At 33.1% G+C, this 26,465-nt stretch carries 26 protein-coding genes (1 of these 26 cut by a window edge); 14 read left to right on the top strand and 12 right to left on the bottom strand.

The annotated features are described in order from the left end of the window. Window positions 1-74, bottom strand: the 5' portion of a protein-coding gene (locus tag THEYE_RS04680) for a hypothetical protein (RefSeq protein ID WP_012546403.1). The gene continues 166 nt to the left of window position 1, outside the view; 74 of the gene's 240 nt are visible here — the first part of the coding sequence; the start codon lies at window positions 72-74; the stop codon falls past the left edge of the window. Window positions 75-126: 52 nt separating this feature from the next. On the opposite strand from THEYE_RS04680, the gene waaF reads away from it, so the two are divergent. The 7 genes from waaF to THEYE_RS04645 all read left to right on the top strand — a co-directional run bounded on the left by waaF (window position 127) and on the right by THEYE_RS04645 (window position 6,704). Then, complete coding sequence (waaF, locus tag THEYE_RS04675; RefSeq protein WP_012544960.1) at window positions 127-1,566, top strand: lipopolysaccharide heptosyltransferase II; 1,440 nt, start codon at window positions 127-129, stop codon at window positions 1,564-1,566. Beyond that, window positions 1,559-2,557, top strand: coding sequence for a lipopolysaccharide heptosyltransferase I (gene waaC, locus THEYE_RS04670; RefSeq protein ID WP_012546021.1), 999 nt, complete (start codon window positions 1,559-1,561; stop codon window positions 2,555-2,557). Before waaF ends, waaC begins: the two co-directional genes overlap by 8 nt. A 12-nt stretch (window positions 2,558-2,569) precedes the next feature. Further along, on the top strand, window positions 2,570-3,004 hold the full coding sequence (locus tag THEYE_RS04665) for a PPC domain-containing DNA-binding protein (RefSeq protein ID WP_012545112.1): 435 nt from the start codon (window positions 2,570-2,572) through the stop codon (window positions 3,002-3,004). After that, a complete protein-coding gene (locus tag THEYE_RS04660) occupies window positions 3,004-3,657 on the top strand; it encodes a phosphoribosylanthranilate isomerase (RefSeq protein ID WP_012545776.1) in 654 nt (217 codons plus the stop codon). Before THEYE_RS04665 ends, THEYE_RS04660 begins: the two co-directional genes overlap by 1 nt. After that, window positions 3,650-5,443 (top strand): thioredoxin domain-containing protein, encoded by a 1,794-nt coding sequence (locus THEYE_RS04655; RefSeq protein WP_012546874.1) that lies wholly within the window; start codon window positions 3,650-3,652, stop codon window positions 5,441-5,443. The genes THEYE_RS04660 and THEYE_RS04655 overlap by 8 nt, the downstream gene beginning before the upstream one ends. A gap of 35 nt (window positions 5,444-5,478) precedes the next feature. Next, window positions 5,479-5,727, top strand: coding sequence for a thioredoxin family protein (locus tag THEYE_RS04650; protein WP_012545531.1), 249 nt, complete (start codon window positions 5,479-5,481; stop codon window positions 5,725-5,727). 62 nt (window positions 5,728-5,789) lie between these two features. Continuing rightward, entirely contained in the window at window positions 5,790-6,704 is a 915-nt protein-coding gene (locus THEYE_RS04645; protein ID WP_012546038.1) for a sulfite exporter TauE/SafE family protein, read from the top strand. Here THEYE_RS04645 and THEYE_RS04640 read toward each other — a convergent pair. From THEYE_RS04640 to THEYE_RS04625, 4 genes are read right to left on the bottom strand one after another with little or no spacing between them, the layout of a single operon-like run. Beyond that, window positions 6,701-7,360 (bottom strand): ComF family protein, encoded by a 660-nt coding sequence (locus THEYE_RS04640; protein WP_012546189.1) that lies wholly within the window; start codon window positions 7,358-7,360, stop codon window positions 6,701-6,703. The genes THEYE_RS04645 and THEYE_RS04640 overlap by 4 nt on opposite strands. Continuing rightward, on the bottom strand, window positions 7,329-8,606 hold the full coding sequence (locus THEYE_RS04635; protein WP_012545033.1) for an adenylosuccinate synthase: 1,278 nt from the start codon (window positions 8,604-8,606) through the stop codon (window positions 7,329-7,331). The genes THEYE_RS04640 and THEYE_RS04635 overlap by 32 nt, the downstream gene beginning before the upstream one ends. 24 nt (window positions 8,607-8,630) lie before the next feature. Then, on the bottom strand, window positions 8,631-10,220 hold the full coding sequence (gene serA, locus THEYE_RS04630; RefSeq protein WP_012546680.1) for a phosphoglycerate dehydrogenase: 1,590 nt from the start codon (window positions 10,218-10,220) through the stop codon (window positions 8,631-8,633). Next, complete coding sequence (locus tag THEYE_RS04625) at window positions 10,217-11,371, bottom strand: pyridoxal-phosphate-dependent aminotransferase family protein (protein ID WP_012545576.1); 1,155 nt, start codon at window positions 11,369-11,371, stop codon at window positions 10,217-10,219. The genes serA and THEYE_RS04625 overlap by 4 nt, the downstream gene beginning before the upstream one ends. A gap of 201 nt (window positions 11,372-11,572) precedes the next feature. On the opposite strand from THEYE_RS04625, the gene THEYE_RS04620 reads away from it, so the two are divergent. Beyond that, a complete protein-coding gene (locus tag THEYE_RS04620) occupies window positions 11,573-11,875 on the top strand; it encodes a pirin family protein (protein ID WP_028842567.1) in 303 nt (100 codons plus the stop codon). 59 nt (window positions 11,876-11,934) lie between these two features. Here THEYE_RS04620 and THEYE_RS04615 read toward each other — a convergent pair whose 3' ends face one another. Beyond that, window positions 11,935-12,444, bottom strand: coding sequence for a nitroreductase family protein (locus THEYE_RS04615; protein ID WP_012545794.1), 510 nt, complete (start codon window positions 12,442-12,444; stop codon window positions 11,935-11,937). 86 nt (window positions 12,445-12,530) lie between these two features. Here THEYE_RS04615 and dapA point away from each other — a divergent pair, with 86 nt between their 5' ends. From dapA to lpxC, 4 genes are all read left to right on the top strand, one after another. Then, window positions 12,531-13,406, top strand: coding sequence for a 4-hydroxy-tetrahydrodipicolinate synthase (dapA, locus tag THEYE_RS04610; RefSeq protein ID WP_012545135.1), 876 nt, complete (start codon window positions 12,531-12,533; stop codon window positions 13,404-13,406). Window positions 13,407-13,438: 32 nt separating this feature from the next. Further along, window positions 13,439-15,082 carry a DNA repair protein RecN gene (recN, locus tag THEYE_RS04605; RefSeq protein WP_012546310.1) on the top strand — a complete coding sequence of 548 codons (1,644 nt, stop codon included), beginning with the start codon at window positions 13,439-13,441 and terminating at the stop codon, window positions 15,080-15,082. A gap of 35 nt (window positions 15,083-15,117) precedes the next feature. Further along, window positions 15,118-16,473, top strand: coding sequence for a TldD/PmbA family protein (locus THEYE_RS04600; protein ID WP_012545210.1), 1,356 nt, complete (start codon window positions 15,118-15,120; stop codon window positions 16,471-16,473). Window positions 16,474-16,584: 111 nt separating this feature from the next. Beyond that, window positions 16,585-17,463 carry a UDP-3-O-acyl-N-acetylglucosamine deacetylase gene (lpxC, locus tag THEYE_RS04595; RefSeq protein WP_012546610.1) on the top strand — a complete coding sequence of 293 codons (879 nt, stop codon included), beginning with the start codon at window positions 16,585-16,587 and terminating at the stop codon, window positions 17,461-17,463. Window positions 17,464-17,476: 13 nt separating this feature from the next. Here lpxC and opp4C read toward each other — a convergent pair whose 3' ends face one another. The 3 genes from opp4C to THEYE_RS04580 are packed head-to-tail and all read right to left on the bottom strand — an operon-like array spanning window position 17,477 to window position 20,050. After that, complete coding sequence (opp4C, locus tag THEYE_RS04590) at window positions 17,477-18,316, bottom strand: oligopeptide ABC transporter permease (protein WP_012545272.1); 840 nt, start codon at window positions 18,314-18,316, stop codon at window positions 17,477-17,479. Next, window positions 18,309-19,289, bottom strand: a complete 981-nt coding sequence (locus THEYE_RS04585) for an ABC transporter permease (protein ID WP_012546375.1) — start codon at window positions 19,287-19,289, stop codon at window positions 18,309-18,311. Before THEYE_RS04585 ends, opp4C begins: the two co-directional genes overlap by 8 nt. Before the next feature lie 44 nt (window positions 19,290-19,333). Further along, window positions 19,334-20,050 carry a tRNA1(Val) (adenine(37)-N6)-methyltransferase gene (locus THEYE_RS04580; protein WP_012544975.1) on the bottom strand — a complete coding sequence of 239 codons (717 nt, stop codon included), beginning with the start codon at window positions 20,048-20,050 and terminating at the stop codon, window positions 19,334-19,336. A gap of 392 nt (window positions 20,051-20,442) precedes the next feature. On the opposite strand from THEYE_RS04580, the gene THEYE_RS04575 reads away from it, so the two are divergent. Both THEYE_RS04575 and amrS read left to right on the top strand, forming a co-directional pair. Further along, on the top strand, window positions 20,443-20,691 hold the full coding sequence (locus tag THEYE_RS04575) for a DUF2934 domain-containing protein (RefSeq protein WP_012545990.1): 249 nt from the start codon (window positions 20,443-20,445) through the stop codon (window positions 20,689-20,691). After that, complete coding sequence (amrS, locus tag THEYE_RS04570; RefSeq protein ID WP_012546747.1) at window positions 20,688-21,698, top strand: AmmeMemoRadiSam system radical SAM enzyme; 1,011 nt, start codon at window positions 20,688-20,690, stop codon at window positions 21,696-21,698. The genes THEYE_RS04575 and amrS overlap by 4 nt, the downstream gene beginning before the upstream one ends. On the opposite strand, the gene THEYE_RS04565 is transcribed toward amrS, so the two are convergent. The 3 genes from THEYE_RS04565 to THEYE_RS04555 are packed head-to-tail and all read right to left on the bottom strand — an operon-like array spanning window position 21,695 to window position 26,388. Then, window positions 21,695-22,177: an adenosine-specific kinase gene (locus tag THEYE_RS04565; protein WP_012545207.1), complete on the bottom strand. Its 483-nt coding sequence runs from the start codon at window positions 22,175-22,177 to the stop codon at window positions 21,695-21,697. The two genes, amrS and THEYE_RS04565, sit on opposite strands and share 4 nt — an antisense overlap. A 37-nt stretch (window positions 22,178-22,214) precedes the next feature. After that, on the bottom strand, window positions 22,215-25,298 hold the full coding sequence (locus tag THEYE_RS04560) for an efflux RND transporter permease subunit (protein ID WP_012544954.1): 3,084 nt from the start codon (window positions 25,296-25,298) through the stop codon (window positions 22,215-22,217). A gap of 1 nt (window position 25,299) precedes the next feature. Continuing rightward, entirely contained in the window at window positions 25,300-26,388 is a 1,089-nt protein-coding gene (locus tag THEYE_RS04555) for an efflux RND transporter periplasmic adaptor subunit (protein WP_012546440.1), read from the bottom strand. Window positions 26,389-26,465 lie beyond the last annotated feature (77 nt).

Raw genomic sequence — 26,465 nt, 5'->3', positions numbered from 1 at the left:
TCTCCTATGCCCCAATAAGCATAGTTTAAATGTCTTACTCTATCACCTATTTTTAAATAAGTCCGTATACGCATTTTTTAATTATACCATTTGCAACACAGAGGCAAATAGACTTAAAATACAGTAATGGAAAATATTCTTATTCGTGGTGTTAACTGGCTTGGCGATGCTGTGATGAGCCTGCCTGCAGTAAGGGCTATCAGAAAACTTCATCCAACATCAAATATTTCCATTCTTATTAAAGAAAAAATTGCCGATTTATTTAGATGGGAGAATACTATTGATGAAGTGATTATTTATAGTGAAGGATTTACAGGAAAAATAAAAACAATTAAAGAATTAAAAAATAAAAAATTTAAAAGAGCTTATCTGCTTCAGAATGCTTTGGATGCTGCTTTAATAACAACTGTTGCAGGAATTCCTGAAAGAGTTGGATGGAATAGAGACTGTAGAAGAATTTTTCTGACTCATCCTGTGCCATATCATGGTGAAGATAGAAAAATTCATCATATTGACTATTTTTTTGAAATTCCAAAAAGATTTAATCCTTCCCTGTTACCTGACTATCCATGGATAAATCCTTCTTTAAAGGAACGATTATCTGCAAGAAAAGAACTAAAAAACCTTAAAAGACCTATCCTTGCACTCTCTCCCGGAGCAAAGTATGGAGATACAAAAAAATGGGAAGCTGAAAAATTTATTGAAGTATCTAAAAAATTTATTGGGGAATATGGTTCAGTTGTACTTTTTGGGAGCCAAGGAGAAGATTTAGAAATCAAAGATTCCGGTATTTATAATTTTATTGGCAAAACTTCTTTAAGAGAATTAATTTGTCTTCTTGCAGAATGCGATATCTTATTATGTAATGATTCAGGCATCATGCATCTTGGTTATGCTTTAGGAGTACCCTTAGTTGCAATTTTTGGGTCAACTTCTCCAGAACTTACAGGACCTCCAAAATTTGCAGGCAAGGTAATAAGGGCTCAGGTAGAATGTAGTCCATGTTTTAAAAATAGATGTCCTGATATAAAATGCATGAAATCAATTGAGGTTGAAGATGTATGGAGTGCTTTAAATGAAATTATTCCTTCAAAAAAAGCTGTTTTTTTTGATAGAGACGGTACTCTCTGTAAAGATGCGAACTATTTAAGTAAATGGGAAGATTTTGAAGTTTTTCCCTTTATTGAAACATTGAAAGAGTTAAAAAATCTTGGATTTCTCCTCATTGGAATTTCTAATCAGTCTGGGATTGCAAGAGGAATTATAAGGGAAGATTTTGTAAAGGAAGTCAATCAATTTTTTATTGATAAATACGGATTTGATGACTTCTTTTATTGCCCCCATCATCCTGATGAAAGATGTTTCTGCAGAAAACCAAACCCTGGAATGCCTTTGATAGCTCGCTACAAATATGGTATTGATTTTAGGAATTCTTATGTGGTTGGAGACAAAGATATAGACATGCAATTAGCCCAAATGATTGGTGCAAAAGGTATTTTAATTAGCAAAGATGCTAAAAATTTAAAAGAAGTTGTGGAAATTATAAAAAGGGATATAAATGCTTAAGGGCAATGAGAAAATTCTTATTGTCAAACCGAGTTCTCTTGGTGATATTGTTCTATCACTTCCTTTTTTGAATGTATTAAAAGAGAATTTTCCTTATATTCAAATTCACTGGATTGTTGCTAAAGAATTTGAGAAGCTTTTGAACAAACATCCGATGATAGAGAAAGTTTTTGTAATTGATAAAAACAAATGGAAATCAATTAAACATTTTCCCGAGACTATAAAAGAATTTTGTAATATAGGTAAAGAATTAAAAAATGAGAAATATGACTTAGTTGTTGACCTTCAAGGACTATTAAGAAGTGGAATTATTACATGGCTAAGCAAAGCACCTATTAAAGTCGGATTTAAAGAGGCAAGAGAATTTAGCTCATTTTTTTACAATAAAAAATTTTCTGTTCCAATTGATAAACATGCAATTTTAAGATATCTTGAGATAGCTAAGGAACTGGGATGTAAAATTAATTCAATAAAATTTCCTCTACCAGACCCAGAGGAACCCTCATGGCTCAGAGATTTTAAAGATTTTGTTGTAATAATTCCGTCGGCAAGATGGCAGTCAAAAAACTGGACTATACCATACTTTGTTGAACTTATAAAAATGTTGCCCTACAATTTCTTAGTTGTAGGTTCAAAGTCTGACAAAGCTGATGCCCTTAAAATTGAAGAGTACGCAAAAGGCAAAGCTATTTCAGTAGCGGGAAAAACAACTCTCATAGAATTAATTGAAGTTTTTAAAAAATCTCTTTTTGTTATAACTCCTGATACAGGAACAATGCATCTTGCTGTAGCGTGTGGTAAAAAAGTTGTTGCTATATTTGGACCTACTGATCCTGCAAGAACAGGTCCGTTCGGCAATGGACACCTTGTAATAAAATCAAATTTATCCTGTAGTCCCTGTTTTAGAAAATTCTGTCATGAGCAGAAATGCATGAGAGATATTTCTCCTGAAATGGTATATGATAAGATAAAAAATTTTAAAATTATTTAGGAGGGCAATAAAATGAAATATCAAACTGGAAAAACTGGTAGAATATTTGTAGCAAAATTTGAAGATGGAGAAGATCCTTTGATTGAGCTTACAGAGCTTGCGAAAAAAGAAAATATTCATTCTGCAGTTTTCTGGCTAATAGGCGGACTTAAAGAAGGAAAATTCGTTGTTGGACCAGAAGATGACAGTCTTCCACCTCGTCCAATATGGCGAGAAATAAAGGGAAACAATGAAATATTAGGAACTGGAACAATTTTCTGGCATAATGATGAACCAAAGGTGCATCTACACGGTGTTTATGGTAGAGAAGATTCTGTTAAAATGGGATGTTTAAGGGAAAACCCAGAAGTATTTCTTGTTCTTGAATCAATAATAATGGAAATTACTGATGTTAAAGTAACTCGAGAAATTGATGATAAATCAAAGATGATATTAATGAAAGTTTAATGATAAGAGTCAAGATTTGTGGTATTACAAATATTGATGATGCTTTATGGGCTACTGAATGCGGGGCTGATGCATTAGGTTTTATTTTTTATAAAAAAAGTCAGAGATATATAGACCCTCAAAAGGCAAAAGAAATAATCAAAGCTCTCCCACCATTTGTGAATTTAGTTGGAGTATTTGTAAACGAAACAGTAGAAAATATTAAAGAAATAATGGCAATCACTGGTATTGATACAGTGCAGTTACATGGAGATGAAACATCAGAATTTTGTTTGAATTTCAGGAAAGTTATAAAAGCTTTCAGGGTTGACAACAGAGGATATCTTCCAAATGGTAAATCTTTAAAAGATATTTTACCCAAGTATAAAGTTTCAGCTTTTTTACTTGACAGTTTCAGTGAAAATGAATATGGTGGAACAGGAAAAACATTTAACTGGGATGTGGCTTTAAAAGCAAAAGAATACGGCACGATTATTCTTTCAGGTGGATTAAATGTATTCAACATAGATGAAGCTATAAAAAAAGTATTTCCATATGCTGTTGATGTCAGTAGCGGAGTTGAACTTTATAAAGGGAAAAAAGACCCTGAACTTGTAAAAAAATTTATTGAAAAGGCAAAATTAAAAAAAATTAAAGGAGAACACGATGATTAAATGGTTACCTTACAACAAAGAATCTTTCCAAAAAGCAGAACTTGAAAACAAACCAATTTTTTTACATATTTTTGCAAAGTGGAGTAGTTACTGCAAAAAAATAAAAGAAGATTTTTTTGATGATCCTGAAATAGGTGAAATTATTAATGAAAATTTTATTCCAATTTTGGTTAACCGAGATGAAAGACCAGATATAGATTCAATTTATCAGAAGGCTTCCTATATTATTGGACAAGGAAGTGGTTGGCCATTAAATCTTTTTTTGAATACAGAGGGAAAACCTTTTGCCGGAATTACTTATAAAATGAATGAGGGAAAGGATTATTTTAAGACAATGATAGATAAAGCTATTGAACTTTATAAAACTAACTATGAAAAAGTTTTATCTCGATCTCAAGTAATCATTGATGCAATAAAACCAGTTGAAGTCGTCCCTTCAGAGATTAGGGAAGAGTTACTGCAAAATCCTGAAGAGGACATCGTAAAAGAAATAGATTTTGAATATGGAGGTTTTAAAAAAACACCAAAGTTTCCTCCTTTTGCTCATATTGACCTTCTTTTATGGAAATACTGGATAAGACCAAAACCTTGGGTTTTGAATGCAATAGAAAAAACGCTAAAAGGAATGATATATGGAGGACTTTACGATAATATTGAAGGCGGATTTCACAGATATTGTATAGATAACGCATGGATGATTCCTCATTTTGAAAAACTTGCTGTAGATAATGCATGGCATATTATCAATTTTCTTGATGCCTATATTATATTGAAGGATCCATTCTATAGAGAGATAGCAATTGAAACCATTGATTATATAAGAAAAAATCTCTTTTCAGAAGAAGGTTTCTTTTGTCCGAGTCAATTTGCCGATAGTTTTTACTATACATGGGAAGAGAATGAACTTCAAGAAATTTCTCCTATGACCATAGCTCTTGTAGACGGAAAATCAATGGTAGATGGAAGATTTATTCTGATTGGTAGAGACAGACAATTAATTAAGCAATTAAGAGATAAATTTTTATTAAAAAGAAAGCAAAAATCATACCCTGAAATAGATAAAACCCTTTATTCTTATGTAAATGGCATATGTGCAGAGGCATTTATTAAAGCATGGAGAGTAATAAAAGATAAAGACTTATTAAATAAAGCTATTATGGCTATTGATAAAACTCTTTCATATTTATTTGCTGGTGAAAATTTCTATAGAACTAAAGAAAATAGCCCTGCTTTGATAGATGATTATGCTTACATAATTTCAGCATTGATTTCTGCTTATGAAGTTTCAGGAGAACAAAAATATATTGATAAAGCAGTTAATTTAATGGATTTAGCTTTGGAAAATCTCTGGGATGGAGAAAACGGTGGTTTTTATGAGTCTCCAGAGGCAATTCTTTCAATAAAACAGAAAAATATTCATGATACTCCCTATCCTTCCTCAAATTCAATAATGATAATCAATTTATTAAAGCTTTATGCGATAACAGGAAGTGAAAGATTTATAAATCTTTCATCTGTCGCATTAAAAGCCTTCTCCAATCTGTCTTCAGCCTACCTTTCTCCTTACTATGTAAAGGCTTTACTCAGTTATTTTGATTTACTTACTTTAAATTTATATACATCAATAGATTCTTCAATCGGCAAAGCAGCAATTCACCAAATAACACCATTTACAGTTATTGCCCATAGAACAATAGAAGGTGAATACATAATCCCTTCTGTCGGAACCAAAATGTTTGATCCAATAAAAACTCCTGAGGACTTGTCAAAATTTCTGAGATTATGATATTTTAAATAAAAAAATTTTTATGGGAGGTTTTTATGGATATAAAAATTCTTGGTCCTGGCTGTGCTAATTGTTACAAGGTTGAAGAAACAGTTAAAAAAGTCGTGTCTCAACTTGGAATTCAGGCTGAGATAAGCCATATAAAAGATATGAAAGAGATCTTCAAATACACGCAGGTTACTCCTGGAATTCTTATTAATGGAAAGCTTAAACATTCAGGCTTTCCTCTTCCATCAGAAGACAAAATAAGAAACATTTTAATTGAAGAACTTAGTTCAAAATAATTTTATCTATAAATAAAAAATTTTAATTTGCAATTGGTTGGAAAATCAGATAAAATGGGTCAATGTTTGATTTTCTTACATATACATTCCCTATTTCTGGAGTTACAACAAATATCCTTATACCTCCACTTGTAGCTTTTATTGTTTCTTTTTTTACATCAATGGGTGGTGTATCGGGTGCTTTTTTACTTTTACCATTTCAGGTGAGCGCCCTTAACTATACATCTCCAGGAGTAAGTGGAACAAACTTTATCTTTAATGTAGTTGCTATTCCTTCAGGTGTTTATAGATATCATAAGGAAAAACGAATCCCTTGGCCACTTGCATGGGTTATTATGATCGGAACAGTCCCAGGCATAATCATTGGCTATTATATAAGAATAAAAATTCTTCCAGATCCAAAATCTTTCAAATTTTTTGTTGGACTTGTATTACTTTATATTGGAGTAAGGCTTTTCTTTGATGTTTTGAAAAAGAAAAAAGCAACTGCACAGAAAAAGTTTGACCAGAAACTTACAAAAGAAGCTACTGTTAAAACAATATCTTTTTCATTGAAAAAAACTGTGTATGAATTCTGGGGTGAGAGATTTTCATTTAGCACAATTTGGGTATTCCTTCTTGCTTTTGTGATAGGAGTTATAGGTGGTGCTTATGGTATAGGCGGTGGCGCAATTATGTCGCCATTTTTAGTAACATTTTTTAAACTTCCTGTTCACAGCATAGCAGGAGCATGTCTTATGGGGACAGCTACAGCTTCTGTTTTCGGGGTTCTTTATTACGCAATACTGCCTTCGCCTGAGGGAATGCAGACAAGTCCTGATTGGTTACTTGGCTTACTTTTTGGATTGGGTGGTGCCTTTGGAATATATTTAGGTGCAAGAGTACAAAAACATGTTCCACAAAAATATATAAAGCTTATTTTAAGTATTTTAATAGTTTATGTTGCCTTAAGATATATAATTCAATTCTTTTATTAAATTGTTCTTGCCAGTGTTATGGCATGAACTTCTTTTATTCCTGCTTTTTTTAATGTTTTTGCACATTCCATTAAAGTTGCTCCAGTTGTTACAACATCATCCACAAGCCCTACTTTTATTTCTTTCATCAAGCCTGTTACCTTATAAGCATTTTTTACATTACTGTGTCTATCTCTTGCTTCCAGTGAAGCCTGATCCTTTGTCTCTTTAACTTTAATAAGCAACGTAAGTGATAAAGGAATTTTCCATGCATCTGCACACTGTTTTGCAAGAATCGCTGATTGATTAAACTCTCTTTTACGAAGCTTATTTATATGTAGTGGAACAGGAATTAAGAGGTCAATTTTTGGTGGTGCAATTGAAGCAAGTAATTTACCAAGTTCTCTGCCAACTCTTTTGATTCCACCGTATTTAAAACAGTGTATAGCTTCTTTAAGTAATCCTTCATATGCTCCAAATGAATTTAATGAAACTATATAGTTCCAGAAATCATTATAAAACTTTCCTCTAACAATCCTGTGTGAACTGAAAGCTTCTATTTTATTCCAGCAGAACTCACAAAAAGGGGAATATTTAAAATGTGAATCTCCATTACAAACAGGACATTTTTCATGAAAAACTAAATCATAAAGGAGACTCCTTAATGATAATTTCATCTCTCTTTTGACCTGTTGATATTATTTGTATTTTAACTTTTAAGGAATCTTCAATAAATTTAAGATATTTTTTTGCATTATCTGGAAGTTTTTCATAATTCTTTATTCCTGCAGTGCTTTCCTTCCAGCCCTGAAATTCTTCATATACAGGCATGCAGTCTTCAAGAATCTGAATTTCCTTAGGAAAATCCTCTAAGATTGAGTTTCCATATTTATATCCAACACAAACTTTTAATTTTTCTATGCCATCAAGAATGTCAAGTTTTGTTATTGCAAGCCCTGTAAAACCATTAACTCTAACAGCATGTCTAAGCCCAACAAGATCAAGCCATCCACATCTACGAGGTCTTCCTGTAGTCGCCCCGTATTCTCCGCCTCTTTTTCTAATTTCTTCGCCGAGGGAGTCTTTTATCTCTGTAGGAAAAGGTCCTTCTCCAACTCTTGTAGTATAAGCTTTTACAATACCTATTATATTATCAATTTTTCTTGGACTTACACCTGCTCCTGTGCAGGCACCACCAGCTATAGTATTTGAAGAAGTAACATAAGGATATGTTCCATGATCAATATCAAGAAGCGTACCCTGAGCACCCTCAAAAAGAACTTTTTTACCACTGTCTATAGCCTTATTTATTAAAATATCAGCATCAGCAATATATTTTTTAAGTTTCTCAGCATAATTTAAATACTGAGTAAGTATCTCAGTCTCATCTAATGTTTCTGCATTATATAAATTTTTGAGTAAAAAATTGATTATTTCAAGATTTGCTCTAATTTTATTTTTGAGAACATCAGGATAAAGCAGATCAATCATTCTAACTCCGTTTCTCGCAATTTTATCTGTGTAACACGGACCTATACCCTTTTTAGTTGTCCCTATTTTTTTCTTTTTTTCAGACTGCTCTTCTATGGCAACATGATAAGGCATTATAAGATGGCAGTGTTTTGCAATATAAAGATTGTTGTCTATTTCTACACCCTTTTGTGTAAGTGTCTCAATTTCCTTTAATAAACCCGAAGGGTCTAAGACTACTCCATTACCTATAATGCATTTTTTATTCTTATGCAAAATTCCTGAAGGGATAAGGTGAAGTATATACTTTTCCTCTCCTACTACAACAGTGTGACCTGCGTTACAACCTCCTTGAAATCTCACTACATAATCACATTTTTCTGTTAAAAAATCAACTATTTTACCTTTTCCTTCATCTCCCCATTGCGCTCCTATAATAACAACTGTGGACATAATTAGCCTCTCCTTTTAACTGATTTAATGAACAGAAATATAAACTGGTCTTACTTCCAGAACATTAGGAAGTTGTTTAATTTTTTCAATAATATCATCTGTAAGTGTAGCATCAACGCTTATAACAGAAAAAGCTATACCACCTGCTTCCTTTCTCCCAAAATGCATATGTCCAATATTGATATTATTCTGTCCAAGAAGTGTTCCTATATTGCCAATGACACCTGGGCGATCATGATTTCTTAAGAAAATCATATTCCCCTCAGGTATAATTTCCATAGAAATATCATTAATCTGAACTATTCGTGGATCTTTTCTGCTTAGAAGTGTCCCAGCTATAACCGCCCTATCATCCTTAGATATCAATGTTATTCTAACAAGGCTCTGGTAATCCCCAGCTTCTTTACCTTTTATCTCTCTAACTTCTATACCTCTTTCTTTTGCAATGAATGAAGCATTAACATAGTTGACAGGTTCCCCAAGTATTGGATCTAAAATCCCCTTTAATGCTGCAGCAGTTAAGGCTTGAGTATTAAGATTTGAAATTTCACCAAGATATTCAATTTGAACTTGCTTTATGCTCTTAGTGAATATCTGCGATACAAAGCTTCCCATTCTTTCAAGAAGTACAAGATAAGGGCGAATAAGCGGTACCTGATCAAAAGGAATTGATGGGAAGTTTACAGCGTTTCTAATAGTTCCATTGATTAAATAGTCTACAACTTGTTCTGCGATGGCAACAGCAACATTTTCCTGAGCTTCTAATGTAGAAGCACCAAGATGAGGCGTACATATTACCCTCTCGTCTGTAATAAGTGCATAGCCTTCTTCAGGTGGTTCTTTTTCAAAAACATCAAGGGCTGCACCGGCTACTTTTCCTGACTGAATTGCGTCATAAAGGTCTTTTTCATTAACTATTCCGCCACGTGCACAGTTAATTATATAAACTCCTTTTTTCATCTTTTCAATTGTATTTTTGTTTATCAAATATTTTGTTTCAGAAGTTAATGGAGTATGAATTGTTATAAAATCAGCTTCAGCAAATATCTTGTCAAGGTCTGTTTTTGTTATTCCAAGCTCTTCTGCTCTTTCATCACTTAGAAAAGGGTCATAAGCTAAAACATTCATTCCCATGCACTGAGTTCTTTTTGCAACTTCAGAACCTATTCTTCCGAGTCCGATGATTCCTATGGTTTTATTATAAAGTTCAACTCCCATAAATTTTTTCTTTTCCCATTTGCCTGATTTCATAGATGCTGTAGCCTGAGGAATTCTTCGTGCAAGAGAAAAGAGCATCGCAATAGCATGTTCAGCAGTTGTAATAGTATTTCCACCTGGAGTGTTCATTACAACAATTCCTTTTTTAGTGGCAGCAATTTTATCTACATTATCAACACCTGTCCCAGCTCTACCAATGACTTTAAGTTTATCTGCAGCATCTATGATTTCAGCTGTTACTTTTGTTGCACTCCTAATAATTAAAGCATCATATTCACCTATGATGGATTTTAGCTCTTCTGGTTTAAGCCCTGTTTTGACATCAACTTCAAAGCCTGCTTTTTTTAAAATTTCCACTCCTTTAGAAGAAATGCTGTCGCTAACAAGAACTTTCACTTTTTATCCTCCTTAGAGAAAATTTCTTCTGCCTTTGCAACTCCTTTACCAAAAGTAACAGGATATCCGAGTTCGTTTAATGTCATTTCAAGAGCTGAAATACCCACAATTACATCAAATTTATCAGCATATCCAAGATGAGCAAAACGAAAAACTTTACCTTTAAGTTTATCCTGTCCTCCAGCTGCTGTAATACCATGTTTTTCCCTTAAAGTTTTATATATAACCTGTCCATCAATTCCTTGTGGTGCTTCTATAGCAGTAACAGCATTGCTTGGAACTCCTTTTGGAAATAGTTTTAATCCAATTTCTTTTACAGCTTCTCTTGTTGCATGAGCCAAAATAGAATGTCTACGGAATATGTTTTCAAGTCCTTCTTTCTGCATAAGTTTTAATGCTTCATTAAGACCAATAATTAGAGATACAGCTGATGTAAAGTTTGTTTGATTTTTAGCAAGATTTTCTCTTTCTTTTTTTAGATTGAAATAAAATCTTGGAGTTTTTGATTTCTCATTTCTTTTCCATGCCTTGTCACTTACACTTATAAAAGCAAGCCCCGGAGGTAACATAAATCCTTTCTGTGAACCACTTACCATTACATCAATTGCCCACTCATCAGTTTTTATATCATGGGCAACGAGAGCAGATATAGAGTCTACTATAAAGAGTGTGTCCTCATAATTTTTGACTATTTTTCCAACAGATTCAATATCATGATAAACTCCTGTGGAAGTTTCGCTTGCCTGAATCAAAACACCCTTAATATCAGAATGTTTTTTTAATTCCTCTTCAACCCTATTAACATCAACAGAGTATCCCCATTCTACAGGTATTTCTATAACTTCTAATCCATAAGCCTGAGCAATCTTAACCCATCTTTCGCCAAATTTACCACCATTTATTACAAGAACCTTTTCGCCAGGAGAAAAAAAGTTATTTACAGCAGCAACCATTGCACCTGTACCGGTGGAACAGAGAATTAAAACATCATTTTTTGTTTGATAAATCCACTGTAGCCCTCTTTTAGCTGAATCAAGAATAGGTAAAAAATCAGGGCTACGATGGTGAATAACTGGCATTGCCATACTGAGAAGAACTTCTGGTGGAACTGGTGTGGGTCCGGGTGCAAGTAAATATCTTTTCAAAATCATTTTCGCCTCCTTTTATGTAAATAGTTTGGTAATAAAATATATTACCATAAGTCAGGCTTTTTAAAATACTGAAAAAACTTCATGTAATTCGCTACGAGAAAAATATAATATTTTTAAAAATATTATGCTTGAAAATAGATTTCAAAAAAGCTTAAAATTTACAACATGAAAATCTTAAACACCAAAAATTCCATAAGGAATTTGACATCTGGAGAGTATATTATTGGAGTAGAAAATACAGGTTCGCATGCATGTTATATGATCTATGGAGTCTTAAAATCTGAAGACAAACCAAGACTTATTAAACCAGGGAAAGGACATGAAGAAATAGTTCTGATACTAAGTGGTAGAGTAAAATTTAATGATAAAATTCTTGAAGCAGGAGATTCATTTCATATTGTAGAAGAAGAATCCTGCTTTATTGAAAATATTGGCGACTCAGAAGTTATATACATTATTTCAGGTGGTCATTCAGAAAAGGGACATCACTTTTCCAGCACATAAAAGAAATATTTTTTAATAAACAGAACTTTTTCAGACAGGGAAAATTATTTAGCTTCTTTTTAAATTACTTTTATTATTGCTTCATCAATGCTTTTAATTTTCTTTGGATAAGGAGTTTCATCAGGATAACCTATGCCAATGCAGGCAACAACTCTAAGATTCTCTGGAATATCAATTAGACTTCTCACATAGTTTTCTCTATCTCTATTTTCTGGATTATAAATCGCACCCCAACAGGCTCCTAATCCTAATGAATGAGCTTCAAGTAAAAATGCCATTAATGCACATCCCATATCCTCAAGCCAATGATTACTCTTTTTATCGTCTGCAATCGCTACAACTACATAAGGAGCAGCTTCAAGAAACTTTGTAAATGGTTGAGCTTTTGCAAGTTCTTTAATTTTTTCTCTATCTTTAATAAGCATAAAATACCACGGTTGTGAATTTTTTGCTGAAGGAGCATAAAGTGCTGCTTCAATGCATTTTTTAATTAAATCCTCTGGAGGAATTTCTTTTTTATATTTTCTGATGCTTCTACGAGTTTTTATTATTTCAAAAATATCTTGCATAAAAAATTATATCATTTCTTCACATATTTTATGAATATTTAAAAACTTATGTTATAATTTCATAAAAACTTTCAAGGAGGAGCAAAATGTTTAAAGGTTCAATGGTAGCAATTGTGACTCCCTTTAAAAAAGGAAAAATTGATGAGAAAGCCTTTGAAAAACTCATAGAATGGCATATTAAAGAAGGAACTCATGGAATTGTTCCTTGTGGTACAACAGGTGAGGCTTCTACTCTTGACTATGAAGAACATTATAAGGTTATTGAAATTACTGTAAAAGTTGTTAACAAACGAATTCCTGTTATTGCAGGCACAGGTTCAAACTCAACTGATGAAGCAATAATGATTACAAAAAAAGCAGAAAAACTTGGTGCAGATGCTGCTTTACTTGTAACACCTTACTATAATAAGCCAACTCAGGAAGGGCTCTATCGTCATTACAAAGAAATCGCTGATAAAACAGGAATTCCACTTATTCTTTACAATGTTCCTGGAAGAACTTCAGTCAATATACTGCCTCAAACAGTAGCACGACTTGCTGAACATCCAAGAATTGTCGGAATAAAAGAAGCTACAGGAGATATGAAACAGGTAAGTGAACTTATAAGACTATGTGGTGATAAAATTACAGTTCTTAGCGGAGATGATTTTACAAATCTCACACTTCTTGCACTTGGTGGCAAAGGTGCTATTTCTGTTACAGCAAATATCTGCCCTAAGGACATGGCAGAACTCTTTAATGCATGGGAAAAAGGAGACATTGAACATGCAAGAAAGCTTCATTACAAACTTGAACCATTAAATAAAGCTATGTTCATTGAGACAAATCCTATTCCAGTTAAAACAGCTCTCGCAATGATGGGTAAAATAAAAGAAGAATTTAGACTTCCTCTCTGTGAAATGTCTCAGACAAATAAAGAAAAACTTGCAGAGGTTCTGCGTAGCGCTGGTTTAATTAAATAATTTTTAAACAAAGTTGAATAACTATAATTTTGATGATTGAAGAACTGAGAATCAAAAATTTTGCAATAATTGATAGTCTTGTAGTTCCGTTAAGTAAAGGTTTTAATGTCATTACTGGTGAAACAGGAGCAGGAAAGTCAATTATTGTAGATGCCATTGGTATTTTACTAAAGGAAAAAGTTCCTGCAGTTGATTTTATTAAACATGGTAAAAATGAGGCAAATATTGAAGTTATTATTTATGATACAAATGAAAAAGAATCGGTATTTGAAGATGAAGCCTTAATTTTAAAAAAGATTCTCAGCATTCAGGGCAAAACAAAAACATACATAAATGATTCTGCTTTTACAGTTAATGAATTTGTAAAAATTGCTTCCAGACTGATAAACATTCATGGACAACATGAGCATACTCATCTTTTAAAAAAAGAAAATCACATACTATTCTTTGATACTATTGCTAAGTTAAAACAAGAAGTGGAAAGATTTAATCAACTTTACATGGATGTTCAATCACTCAAACAGGAATTGGAAAAAATAAGTAAAGAGATTGCATTAAAAAAGCAAAGAATAGAACTTTTGCAGTTTCAGGTTGCAGAAATAAAAAATGCAAAGTTAAAAGAAGGAGAGGAAGAAGAACTTATAGAACAAAGACAGATTCTTAAAAATGTTCTAAAACTTAAAGAACTCGCAGAATCAAGCTTTAGCCTTCTTTACGAAGATAGAAATTCAGTGCATACTAATCTATCAAAAATTTTAAATCTTCTTAAGGAGTTATCAAAATTTGATTCAAAAGCAGAGGAAGTAAAAAGTTTGATTGAATCAGCTCTGACACAAAGCGAAGAAGCAGTCTATATGTTAAGAAAACTTAAAGAAACTTATGAGCCAGACCCTGCAACATTAGAGAACATTGAAGAAAGACTTACACTGATCAACAAACTCAAAATAAAATATGGTTCAACGATTAAAGAAATCATAGAATATGCGAAAGAAGCTGAAAAGGAGTTAAATATTATCTCAGTTTCTGAAGAAGACTTAAAAACAAAGGAAAATAAATTAGAAAAACTTTTAGATGAAATGATTTCACAAGCAAATAAACTTTCTGCTAAAAGAAAATCTGTCAAAAATAAAATTGAAGAAGAAATCATTAATGAGCTTAAATTTCTCGGCTTTTTACATCCATTATTTGAAATAAAAATTAGTGAAAAAGAACTATCTCTAAATGGAAAAGATGATGTAGAATTTTATTTTTCTTCAAATCCTGGCGAACCCCCAAAACCTTTAATTAAAATTGCCTCTGGAGGTGAACTTTCAAGGCTTATGCTTGCCCTTAAATGCGTTGAACTTAAACTGGCAAAAAATTCTCTAAAATCAATGACCCTTATATTTGATGAAATTGATGCAGGAATTGGTGGAACAGTTGCAGAAAATATTGGTAGAAGACTTAAAGAACTTTCAAATCATCATCAAGTAATTTGTGTAACTCATCTTCCTCAGATAGCTGCTCAAGCTCAGCACCATTTAAAAGTAGAAAAAGTTATTCTTGATAATAAAACATTGGTAAAGATAGATGTGCTTACGGGCATAAAAAGAAAAGAAGAAATTGCCAGAATGTTAAGTGGACGTATTACAGAAAGCTCAATTTTTCATGCAGAGGAACTCCTTGAGAGTAAATAAAATTTTTTCTATAAAATTTATATGTAGGAGATTAAATGGAGTTTTTTAATGACATACTAAATAACTTGAAGGGTGATTATGTAGATATATTTTTTGAAGAAAAAACTACAAATCAGCTTCAGATGGAAGAAAATAAAATTCAGAAATGCTCTGCTATTATTGATAAAGGTTTGGGAGTTAGATTAATTATAGGTGAAAAAATATTTTATGCATATACAAATGATATTACAAAAAATGGGATTGCTGAATTAATATCATCCTTGAAAAATTACAAACATGCAGGAAGTTGTATCAATTTAAAAAAATTTTCTTCTCCAAATCAATTTTTCATAAAAAGGAATCCGCAGGATGTCAACATTTTAGAAAAAATTAAATTTGTTAAAAAAGCAAATGATACATCATGGATACAGAACAAAAAAATAACACAGGTAAAAGTTTTCTACTCTGACATGATACAAAAAATAAAAGTTGCAAACTCTGAAGGATATTTTGCTGAAGAAGAGAGGATTTATACACTATTCCTGGTACATGCCATTGCATCAGAAAATGAAACTATTCAGACAGGTTATGAAGCAGTTGGAGGATTAAAAGGAATAGAACTTTTTGAAGAAATATCACCTGAAGAAATTGCAATTAAAGCTACTAAACGAGCTATTATGATGTTAAAAGCAAAGAGAATTAAAGGTGGACGCATGCCTGTTGTAATATCTTCAGAGGCTGGAGGAACAATGATACATGAAGCAGTCGGGCATGGTCTGGAAGCAGACCTTGTTCAAGAGGGAATTTCTGTATATAGCGGAAAACTTGGTGATAAGGTTGCCTCGGAATTTATAACAGTTATAGATGATCCTACTCTTCCTAATATGAGAGGCTCATATATTTTTGATGATGAAGGAACTCCATCTCAAAGAACTATTTTAGTTGAAAATGGAGTTCTGGTTAACTATCTTTATGATAAATATACATCAATGAAAGAAGGGAAAGCCTCTACAGGAAATGGTAGAAGACAATCATATGAACATTATCCAATTCCAAGAATGAGTAATACATTTATTGCACCAGGGAATCATTCTCCTGAGGAAATAGTCCGTTCAGTTGATAAAGGACTTTTTGTTAAAAAAATGGGCGGGGGTCAGGTAAATACCGTAACAGGAGAATTTGTTTTTGAAGTTCAGGAAGGATATTTAATTGAAAAAGGGTTAATTGGAGAACCTATAAGGGGAGCATTATTAATTGGCACAGGACAAGAAATTTTAAAGAATATTGATATGGTAGGAAGCGACTTAGGATTTTCAATCGGGACATGTGGAAAAAATGCTCAAGGAGTTCCTGTCACTGATGGCATGCCAACAATAAGAATTCCTGAGATTGTTGTTGGAGGACAAGCATAACAAATGTTTTCTTTTTTCTATAAATGTAGTATCTTTGCCACAGCAAAAATATCATAAATCTATAAAATATAACATATAAATGTTGGCATCTTTTTTGTTTACAATTCCTTGATGCCATTTCAGAAAACTATAAAATCAGAAATTTCATTAACAGGGATAGGAATACACACAGGGAAGAAAATTAATCTCAATCTCATTCCAGCTCAAAGAGATACAGGGATAGTATTCTACAGGAAAGACAGAAACTTTCCAATTAAAGCAAAGCTTCCATTTGTTGTTGATACATCTTTTGCAACTACATTGGGAGTTGATGGAATAAAAATAAGAACTGTGGAGCATTTACTTGCTACCCTTCATGTCTTTGGAATAACAAATGTTTTTATAGAAATTGATAGTTCAGAAATTCCTGTAATGGATGGAAGTGCAATTGATTTTACAAAAGCAATTCTGAAAGCAGGCATTGCAAAACAAGGTAAAACTGTATCTTTATTTAAAATTACAAAACCTGTATATTATGAAGAGTCGCATTCAAAAATATTTGCGAAACCTTATAGAGGTTTTAAAATAACTTATAAAATCTTCTATGAACATCCATTGATTATGGAACAGTCACTGAGTATAGAAATTAATGAACAAAATTTCCTCAATGATATAGCACCTGCAAGAACATTCGGATTTTTAAAAGATATTAATTATTTACTTAAAAATGGTTTTGCAAAAGGTGGCTCTCTTGATAATGCTCTTGTGCTTGATGAAAAAGGAGTTGTTGGAGGAAACCTGAGATTTAAAGACGAGTTTGTAAGACATAAAATTCTTGATGCAATTGGCGATTTATCTTTAATTGGGTATCCTATTCAAGGACACTTCATAATTGAAAAAGGTGGACATACATCACATATTAACTTTTTAAGAAAACTTATTGAAACTGGTTGCTATGAGTTAGCAGAAGAGCCTTATTTTAATTTTCAACTTTCAGCACAAGCTGTATAATTCTTTAAAGAATTTAATCCTCTGCCCAGTGTTTTGGATCAATAGCGTCTCTTAAAGCTTCACCAAGAAGATTAAAAGATAATACTGTTAAAAATATGGCAACTCCTGGAAACAGACTCAGCCACCATGCAACAGTTATATAATCTTTCCCAACACTTAAAATTCCGCCCCAACTTGGCTCAGGTGGTTGAATTCCAAGTCCAAGAAAACTAAGTCCGCTTTCAATCAATATCGCTCCTCCTACTGAAAAAGTTGCAGCAACAATAACAGGATATATTGCATTAGGGAGAATATGCTTAAAAATAATTCTACCTGCACTTGCTCCAATTGCTCGTGCTGCAAGAACAAACTCTCTTTCCTTCAAGGACAGAACTTCAGCCCTTACAAGCCTCGCAACATCCATCCATCCTGTAAGTCCAATTACTACCATAATTATATAAATGCTTGGCTCCAGAACAGCTACCACAGCTAAAATTAAAAATAAAGTTGGAAATGCAAGCATCACATCAACAAGTCTCATTATAATTGTATCAATCCATCCTCCATAGTATCCTGCAATTGCACCGAGTATTGTCCCTGTAAATATAGCAATACCCATTGCAAGGAAGCCTACTTCAAGTGAAACCCTTGCTCCATAAACAACCCTTGAAAAAACATCCCTACCAAGCTCATCTGTTCCAAATGGATGTTCCTTTGAAGGCGGAGTAAGAACTTTGTAAACATTAATTTTATATGGGTCATATGGCGCAACATAAGAAGAAAAAATAGCAACAAAAAAAATAAAAAATATAAATGTTAATCCAGATAATGCAAGTTTATTTTTTAAAATCCTTTTCAAAACTATTTTAAACATCCCGTTTTACCCTGATTCTTGGATCAACAATAAAATAGGCAATGTCTGCAATAAGATTACCAATTAATGTCAATAATGCACCGATTATTAATATCCCCATTATTGTTGGATAATCCCTTGCCATAGCAGACGAATAAAAAAGTTGCCCCATCCCAGGAATAGAAAAAATACTTTCAAAAATAACACTTCCTCCAATAAGTCCAGGAATTGCAAGTCCTAAAAGTGTTACAACAGGTAAAAGAGCGTTTCTTAACGCATACCTGATAATAACAACTCTCTCAGGAAGCCCTTTAGACCTCGCTGTCCGAATATAATCCTGTCGCAACACTTCAAGCATACTTGAACGAGTATATCTTGACATCCCTGCAAGTCCTGCAAAAGACATGATTGTAACAGGCAAGATAAGATGTTTTATCCAGTCAACTAATCTTTCATGAAATGGCATTGTTTCTGCACCAATACTCTGAATTCCAGATATTGGAAGCCATCCAAGATTTACACCAAAAACAATCATTGCAAGCAAAGCAAGCCAGAAAGTGGGAACAGAAAACCCTGTAAAAACAAAAACAGTTAATGCCCTGTCAAAAAGACTTCCTTGTTTCAAGGCTGAGTAAACTCCAATAGGAATTGCTATGATAAGAATAAGTAAAAGGGAAAATAAATTAAGAGTTACTGTAATGGGCAGTCTCTCTTTTATCTTATCTTTTACATTTCTTCCATCAACAAAACTTTTACCAAGATCTAATGTAACAACCATTTTAAGCCAGTTGAGATATCTTTCATGAATTGGTTTATCCAGTCCATAAAGCTTTTTAAGAGCTTCCACAGCTTCTGGAGAGGCTTTTGGAGACAATTCTTCCTGAAATGTAGCAGGTGAACCAGGTGCAAGATTTATCACAATGAAACATATAAGAGTGATACCAAAAAGAATCGGTATCATAAGAAGGAATCTTTTTATTAAATATGAAAGCATAGTTAAAATTTTACAACAAATGAAGTTTTAATAGAAACAGTTTACTAAATTTCATATATCTTTTTCATTTCATCTGTATATGTTCCATCATCATTATAAATAAACAAAGGAGGTTCAACTTTTAATGCTACCCTGCCCCCTTTTACTGCTTCAATAAGAACCATTTTAGCAGGAGAATCTTTTTTAGAGTGAACAAATCGAACTCTTTTTATTTCAAGATAATGTTTGCTCATTATCCTTACAATTTCTGTGAATCTTTCTGGCAGATGAATTATATAAAGACGACCATGATGTTTCAAAAGTTTCTGAGAAATTTTTGCAATATCAGTCACAGTAAGGCTTAGTTCATGTCTTGCAACAGCTTTTTTTTCTTGATTGCTAATTCTTCCAGTGCCCGGTTTTCTAAAAGGAGGATTTGATATAACAACATCAAATTCATGAAGAAAAGACTCTGAAGAAATTAAGTCCTTTGCATCCATACATGTAATTGTTATATTATTATTGACATTGTTTAGCTTTGCACTTTCCTGAGCAAGTTTTGCAAGCTCTGACTGTATCTCAATCATTGTAATATGAGATTCACTGTATTTTTTTGCAAGAATAATTCCAATTATTCCTGTTCCTGCACCAATATCAATAGCTTTATTAACTCTTTTTAAATTAACAAAATGAGCAAGAATTAAGGCATCTACACTAAAACGGTAACCTTCTTTAGGCTGGCAAATCTTGATACTTCCTATGGAGTCAACTGTATAATCCATATTTTAGAAAATTCTTTGGTATTTCTATTTCCGTTGATTATACCACAAAAATAAAAATTTTAACTTGAGGATTTTTTAATAACTCACAAAAAATCAATATAAACCTTAACAAGTGGATTTTATGCAAAAATTTGATTTTTTTGATATACTTTAAAATAATGAGACTATTTAGTAAAGAAAGAATTTCAAGTTGTTATTTCTTATCTTCAAGTAGAGTTGTATCTGAAAATCACGTCCAATATCTCCTTAAGAAGAATCTAAACTTGGAAAGTCATTATAAAAAAATGGATGATAAACTGAAATAATTGGAAATAAATAGGCTTACAATCTTTCAGTTGTCAAGGGATTGTAATTTTTTAAATGGTCTTAAAAAATAGTCAGGAGGAGTAAAAATGATTAACAGAGAAAAAATTGAAGAAGAAATAAGACAGGTTGCCTATGAACTTTATGTAAAAAGTGGATGCATTCCAGGAAGAGACCTTGATAACTGGCTTGAGGCAGAGAGAATTGTTTTAGCAAAATATGAAAGTGAAGAAATATCCGGGTGTTGTGAACCTGAGGCAGAAGAAAAACCCAAAAGAAAAAGAGGAAGTAAAAAAGGAGCTAAACCTAAATCTAAAGGTAGGAGTAAAAAATCGTGAAAGAAGCTTTATTTTATGAAAAGCTTTCTGATGGTAAACTAAAATGCGGTTTATGTAATCATCATTGCATAATCTCTCCTGATGCTCGGGGAATTTGTGGAGTAAGAGAAAATAGAGAAGGAATACTTTATAGTCTTGTTTACGGGAAAATAATTGCTTATCACATTGACCCAATTGAAAAGAAACCTCTTTTCCATTTCTATCCTGGTTCAGTTTCTTATTCAATCTCCACTGTAGGATGCAATTTTCGGTGTCTGCATTGCCAAAACTACGCAATTTCACAATATCCAAAGCTTTATAAAGACATTCCAGGTGAAGATTTTACTCCAGAAGATGTTGTAAAGGAAGCAAGAGCAAGTGGATGTAAGAGTATATCCTATACTTATACTGAACCCACGATATTCATTGAGTTTGCCTATGATTGTATGGTTCTTGCTCACAAAGAAGGAATAAAAAATGTTTTTGTAAGCAACGGTTATATGTCAAAGGAGGCTTTAAGATTCATTGCACCATATCTTGATGCAATCAATGTTGATTTAAAAGGGGATGATGATTTTTACAAAAAAATATGTGGAGCAAGAGTTGAGCCTGTAATGGAAAATATCAAACTATTAAAAGAACTTGATGTTTGGGTTGAGGTGACTACTTTAATTATTCCAGAATTAAATGATTCTGAAGATTTTTTAAGAAAAACAGCTCAGTTTCTTGTATCAATTGATCCTGCAATTCCATGGCATGTAACTCAGTTTTATCCAACATATCAGCTTTTAGACAAACCAAGAACTCCTGTTGAAACTTTAAGAAAAGCGAGAGAAATAGGACTCAAGGAAGGATTAAAATTTGTTTATACAGGAAATATTCCAGGAGAAGGAGGAGAAAACAGTTACTGCCCAAATTGTAAAAATATTGTTATTGAAAGATTTGGATTTTTCATTAATAAAATAAACATAAAGGAATCTCGCTGTTTAAACTGCGGGACTCCTTTAGAGGGGATGGGACTACCTTAAAGTTTATAGTTAATTTTTCTAAGAAACTCTTTTCTATGCTGACGGTCTTCTTCTTTTTCAACTCCTTTAGGTGAAAAACCGTCAATTACTCCTAAAATTCCCCTGCCAAGCTCAGTTTCTGCTACTATTACTTCAAGAGGATTCGCTGTGGCGCAATAAATGTTACATACTTCCTGACACATTTTGATGGCATTCAATACACTTATGGGAAATGCTCCTTTCATGAGAATGCAGAAAACATGCCCTGCACCTATGTTTTGAAGGTTTTTAATGCATATTTGCCTTAACTCTTCATCATTTCCTTCAGAACGAATAAGGCATGGTCCTGAAGCCTCTGTAAAGGCAATTGCAAACTTTGCATGTGGTATATGAGTTGCTAAAATCTCATAAAGATCTTCAGCAGTCTTTATGAAATGAGTTTGCCCAAGTATTATATTGCATCCTTCAGGAATTTCAACTTTTATTGCTTTAAGTTCCATAAAATACCTCCCTTAACAGTCTTTTAATCAAATTATATCACAAATGTTTTTTTCTTGAAAGCCAGTTTTGAAGTCTATCCATATAAAGATAAAAAACTGGCGTTACAAAAAGTGTAAGCATTTGTGAAAATAGCAAACCACCTACAACTGCAAGTCCAAGTGGTTGACGAACCTCTCCACCTGCTCCGATTCCAAGAGCAATTGGTAAAGCTCCAAAAAGTGCTGCCATTGTTGTCATCATAATAGGACGAAATCTTATAAGACAGGCATTATAAATTGCTTCATGAGCTTTCATATTTTCATTTCGCTGGGCATGAAGCGCGAAATCTATCATCATAATACCATTTTTCTTTACAAGTCCAATGAGCATTATTATTCCTACAAAGGAATAAATATTTAATTCAACTCCAAATACCAGTAAAGTCACCAATGCTCCAAAACCAGCAAAAGGAAGCGCTGAAAGAATTGTTATAGGATGAATAAAACTTTCATAAAGAATTCCTAAAACTATATAAACAACAAAAACTGCTACAATAAGTAAAAACCACAATCCCTGAAAAGACTCTTTAAAAGCCTGAGCTGCGCCCTGAAAGCTTGTCATTATAGTGTCCGGTAAAGTTGCTTTTGCAACTTTTTGAATCTCACTTAAAGCTTCACCAAGAGAAATATCAGGTTTAAGATTGAAAGATATTGTAACAGAAGGAAGTTGCCCTGTATGATTTACAGTTAATGGACCGATACTTTGTGATACTGTTGCAACAGAATTAAGAGGAACAAGCTCTCCCTTTGAAGAACGTATATAAAGCATTGAAAGCGCTGAAGGGTCTTTTTGATATTCTGGCTTAAGCTCAAGAATAACTTCGTACTGATTGTTAGGAGCATAAATTGTTGAAATCCATTTGCTTCCGAAAGCACCCCATAGAGCATTTTCTATCTGCTCTGCTGTAACTCCAATAGATTCAGCTTTGGCTCTGTCAATTTCTATATTTAACTGTGGAGTCTTTATCTGTAGATTTGATGAAACATCTTGAATTATAGGAATCTGTTTCATTTTACTTTCTAAGACCTGTGCATAGTAATAAAGCTCTTCAAGATTGCTTCCTGAAAGAGTAAACTGATAAAGAGCTTTTGTAAGTGTTCCACCTATTCTAATTGTAGGAGGATTTTGAGGATATACTTTAAGTCCTGGTATGGAATTCAGCTTTGGTCTAAGCTGATTAATCAATTTATCTACATGTGGCCTTTCAGAAATAGGTTTTAAATGCATGAACATTCTTGCAACATTTGGAGCAGGAGAAGCTGTACTAGGACCAACAGAAGTCATAAAGTCCTTAACAGCTGATTCCTTTAATATAAGATCTGCCAGCTGAAGTTGATGTCTTACCATCTCATCAAAAGATATGTCTTCCGATGCTTCTGTCATAACAAAAATTTGACTTTTATCTTCACTTGGTAGAAAACCTGCTGGTATTTTTACAAATATGTAAGCTGTAATTATTAAAATTACACCAGAACCGATCATCATTAACTTATGATGCTTCAAAGACCAGCTCAAGCTAATTTTATAAACATTTATCATCCATTCAAATCCTTTTTCTAAAGCCATATAAAGCTTACCATGTTTTTGATTTTGAACTCTCAGAAATCTGCTACACATCATTGGAGTAAGCGTAAGAGAGACTAATCCTGAAATAAGTATAGCAACAGATATTGTTACAGCGAACTCTTTAAAAAGTCTTCCCACAATTCCACCCATGAAAAGCACAGGGATGAAAACAGCAACAAGTGAAAGAGTCATGGAAAGAATCGTAAACCATATTTCCTTTGAACCATTTAAAGCTGCTTGAAAAGGTTTTTCTCCTTTTTCAATATGTCGGACAATATTTTCAAGCATAACAATAGCATCGTCAACCAGAAAACCAATTGAAAGAGTAAGTGCCATAAGAGAGAGATTGTCAAGACTATATCCAAGAAGATACATAACAGCAAATGTTCCAATTATTGAGATTGGTAAAGCAACAGAAGGAATCACTGTGGCTGAAAGTCTTCTTAAAAAGAGAAAAATAACAAGCACTACCAGAAAAACTGTAAATAACAATGTAAACTGTACATCTCTTACAGACTCTCTTATTGATTGGGAACGGTCATAAAGAAGATTCAAAGAAACACTTGCCGGTATCTGTCTTTTAAGTTCATCTACTTTCTTTTTAACATTATCTGCTACTTCAACAGTATTTGTTCCAGGTTGTCTGTATATTGCAAGAACCATTGCTCTTTGAAGTTTTCCACCACTTCCATACCATGCAGCAAGTTTATCATTTTCAACGCTATCAACAGCCTCTCCAATATCTTTAATTTTTACAGGAGAGCCTTCTTTACTTGCTATAATAAGTTCATTATAATGAGATGCATTAAAAAGTTGTCCTGTTGCTTCTATAGTAAATGCCTGATAATTACCATAAAGTGTACCTGTGGGAAGTTCTACATTTCCTTTTTTAATTGCCTGCTCAACTTCATCAATCCCAATCCCTTTACTTGCTATCAAATTAGGGTCAATTCTCACTCTAACAGCATATTTTTGAGCTCCGAATATCTGAACCTGTGCTACTCCATTTACCATAGAGATATTCTGCGCTAAAAGTGTATCAGCATATTCATGAAGTCTGTAAAGAGGCATCGTTGGAGAAGTAATTGCAAAATAGAGAATTGGCATATCAGCAGGATTAACTTTGTTATAAGTAGGAGGAGTTGGCATGTTTGAAGGTAGCTGTCTTGATGCTCTTGAAATAGCGGTTTGAACATCTTGCGCTGCTGCATCTATATCTCTGTTTAAGTCAAACTCAAGAGTTATCTGAGTTACTCCCTTTGCATTAATAGAGTTCATTGATTTTAATCCTGAAATTGTTGAAAACTCCCTTTCAAGCGGAGTTGCAACAGCTGATGCCATTGTTTCTGGTGAAGCACCAGGTAAATTTGCTGTAACAAGTATGGTCGGAAAATCAACATTTGGAAGTTCTGCAATAGGCAGATAACGGTATCCTACTAATCCGAAAACAATTATAGCCAACATTAAAAGAGTTGTCATTACAGGACGTTGGATAAAAATCTGGGAGAAGTTCATTTTACTTTTTAATCTCCACCCTTGCTCCAGGAATGAGTCTTAGTTGACCATCAACAACAATTGTTTCTCCAGAATTTAATCCTTTTTCTATTGTAACTTCATCACCAAACCTTAATCCTGGCTGAACTTCTCTTATCTCAGCGGTTTTGTCTTCTTTAACTACATAAACATACTGACCTTTCTGTCCTGTCTGAAGAGCTCTATAGGGAATTACTATTGCCTTATCTTTAACTCCAAGAGTTAAAACAACATTCACAAACTGCCCTGGCCAGAGAATTTTATCCCTATTTGCAAATTCAGCTTTAAGCTTAACTGTACCAGTTGCTGTGTCAACAGCATTGTCAATAAATACAACTCTACCCTCTTTAGAATAGTTTGCATCAACTCCCTTTACAATTGCTTCAGTTTTAAGCGATCCCTGGGACATTGCTTTTTTAATTCTGAAAAGCTCTTGCTCAGGCACTGAAAAACGAACATATATTGGAATTATCTGATTTATTGTCGCAATCTGAGTGTCATTTGCCTTTATCATATTACCTGGATGTACAAGTAAAGAACCAATTTTACCATCAATTGGTGAATAAATATAACAATAATTTAATTGAAGTCTTGCATTGTTAAGTATTGCTTCATCAGCTTTAACAGTAGCTTTTAGAGATTCATAGGTGGTTCTAATTTTCTCATACTGTTGTCTTGAAACAAGTTCTTCCTTTACAAGTTCATCATATCTTTCAAGGTCAGCTTTTGCAAACTCAAGTTGAGCTTTGTCTCTTAAAAGATTCGCCTCAGCCTGCCTTACTGCTTCTTCAAATGGTCTGGGATCAATCACAAAAAGAAGTTGACCTTTTTTAACCTCATCACCTTCTTTAAAATTTGTTCTGATTAGTTGTCCCTCAACCCTTGATTTAATTACAACTGAAGAGTATGCCTCTACATTTCCGATTGCTGTAATCTGAATTGGCACATCCTTAACCACTGATTGAGTAACAACAACTGGCACAGGAGGTGGCTGTTTTTGTTGAGATGATTTAGAACAAGAACAAAGCAAGAAAAAACATATAAATAATAAAAAAGCTTTAAATATATTCATTTTACCCCCTGTTAAATTGTCAGCATGTAAGCACTTACTAAAATAATAAAAAAAGAAAGAATTTGTCAATAATTTAG

This window comes from Thermodesulfovibrio yellowstonii DSM 11347 (assembly GCF_000020985.1).
GTDB lineage: Bacteria > Nitrospirota > Thermodesulfovibrionia > Thermodesulfovibrionales > Thermodesulfovibrionaceae > Thermodesulfovibrio > Thermodesulfovibrio yellowstonii.
This window is presented reverse-complemented; position numbering and strand designations above follow the sequence as displayed.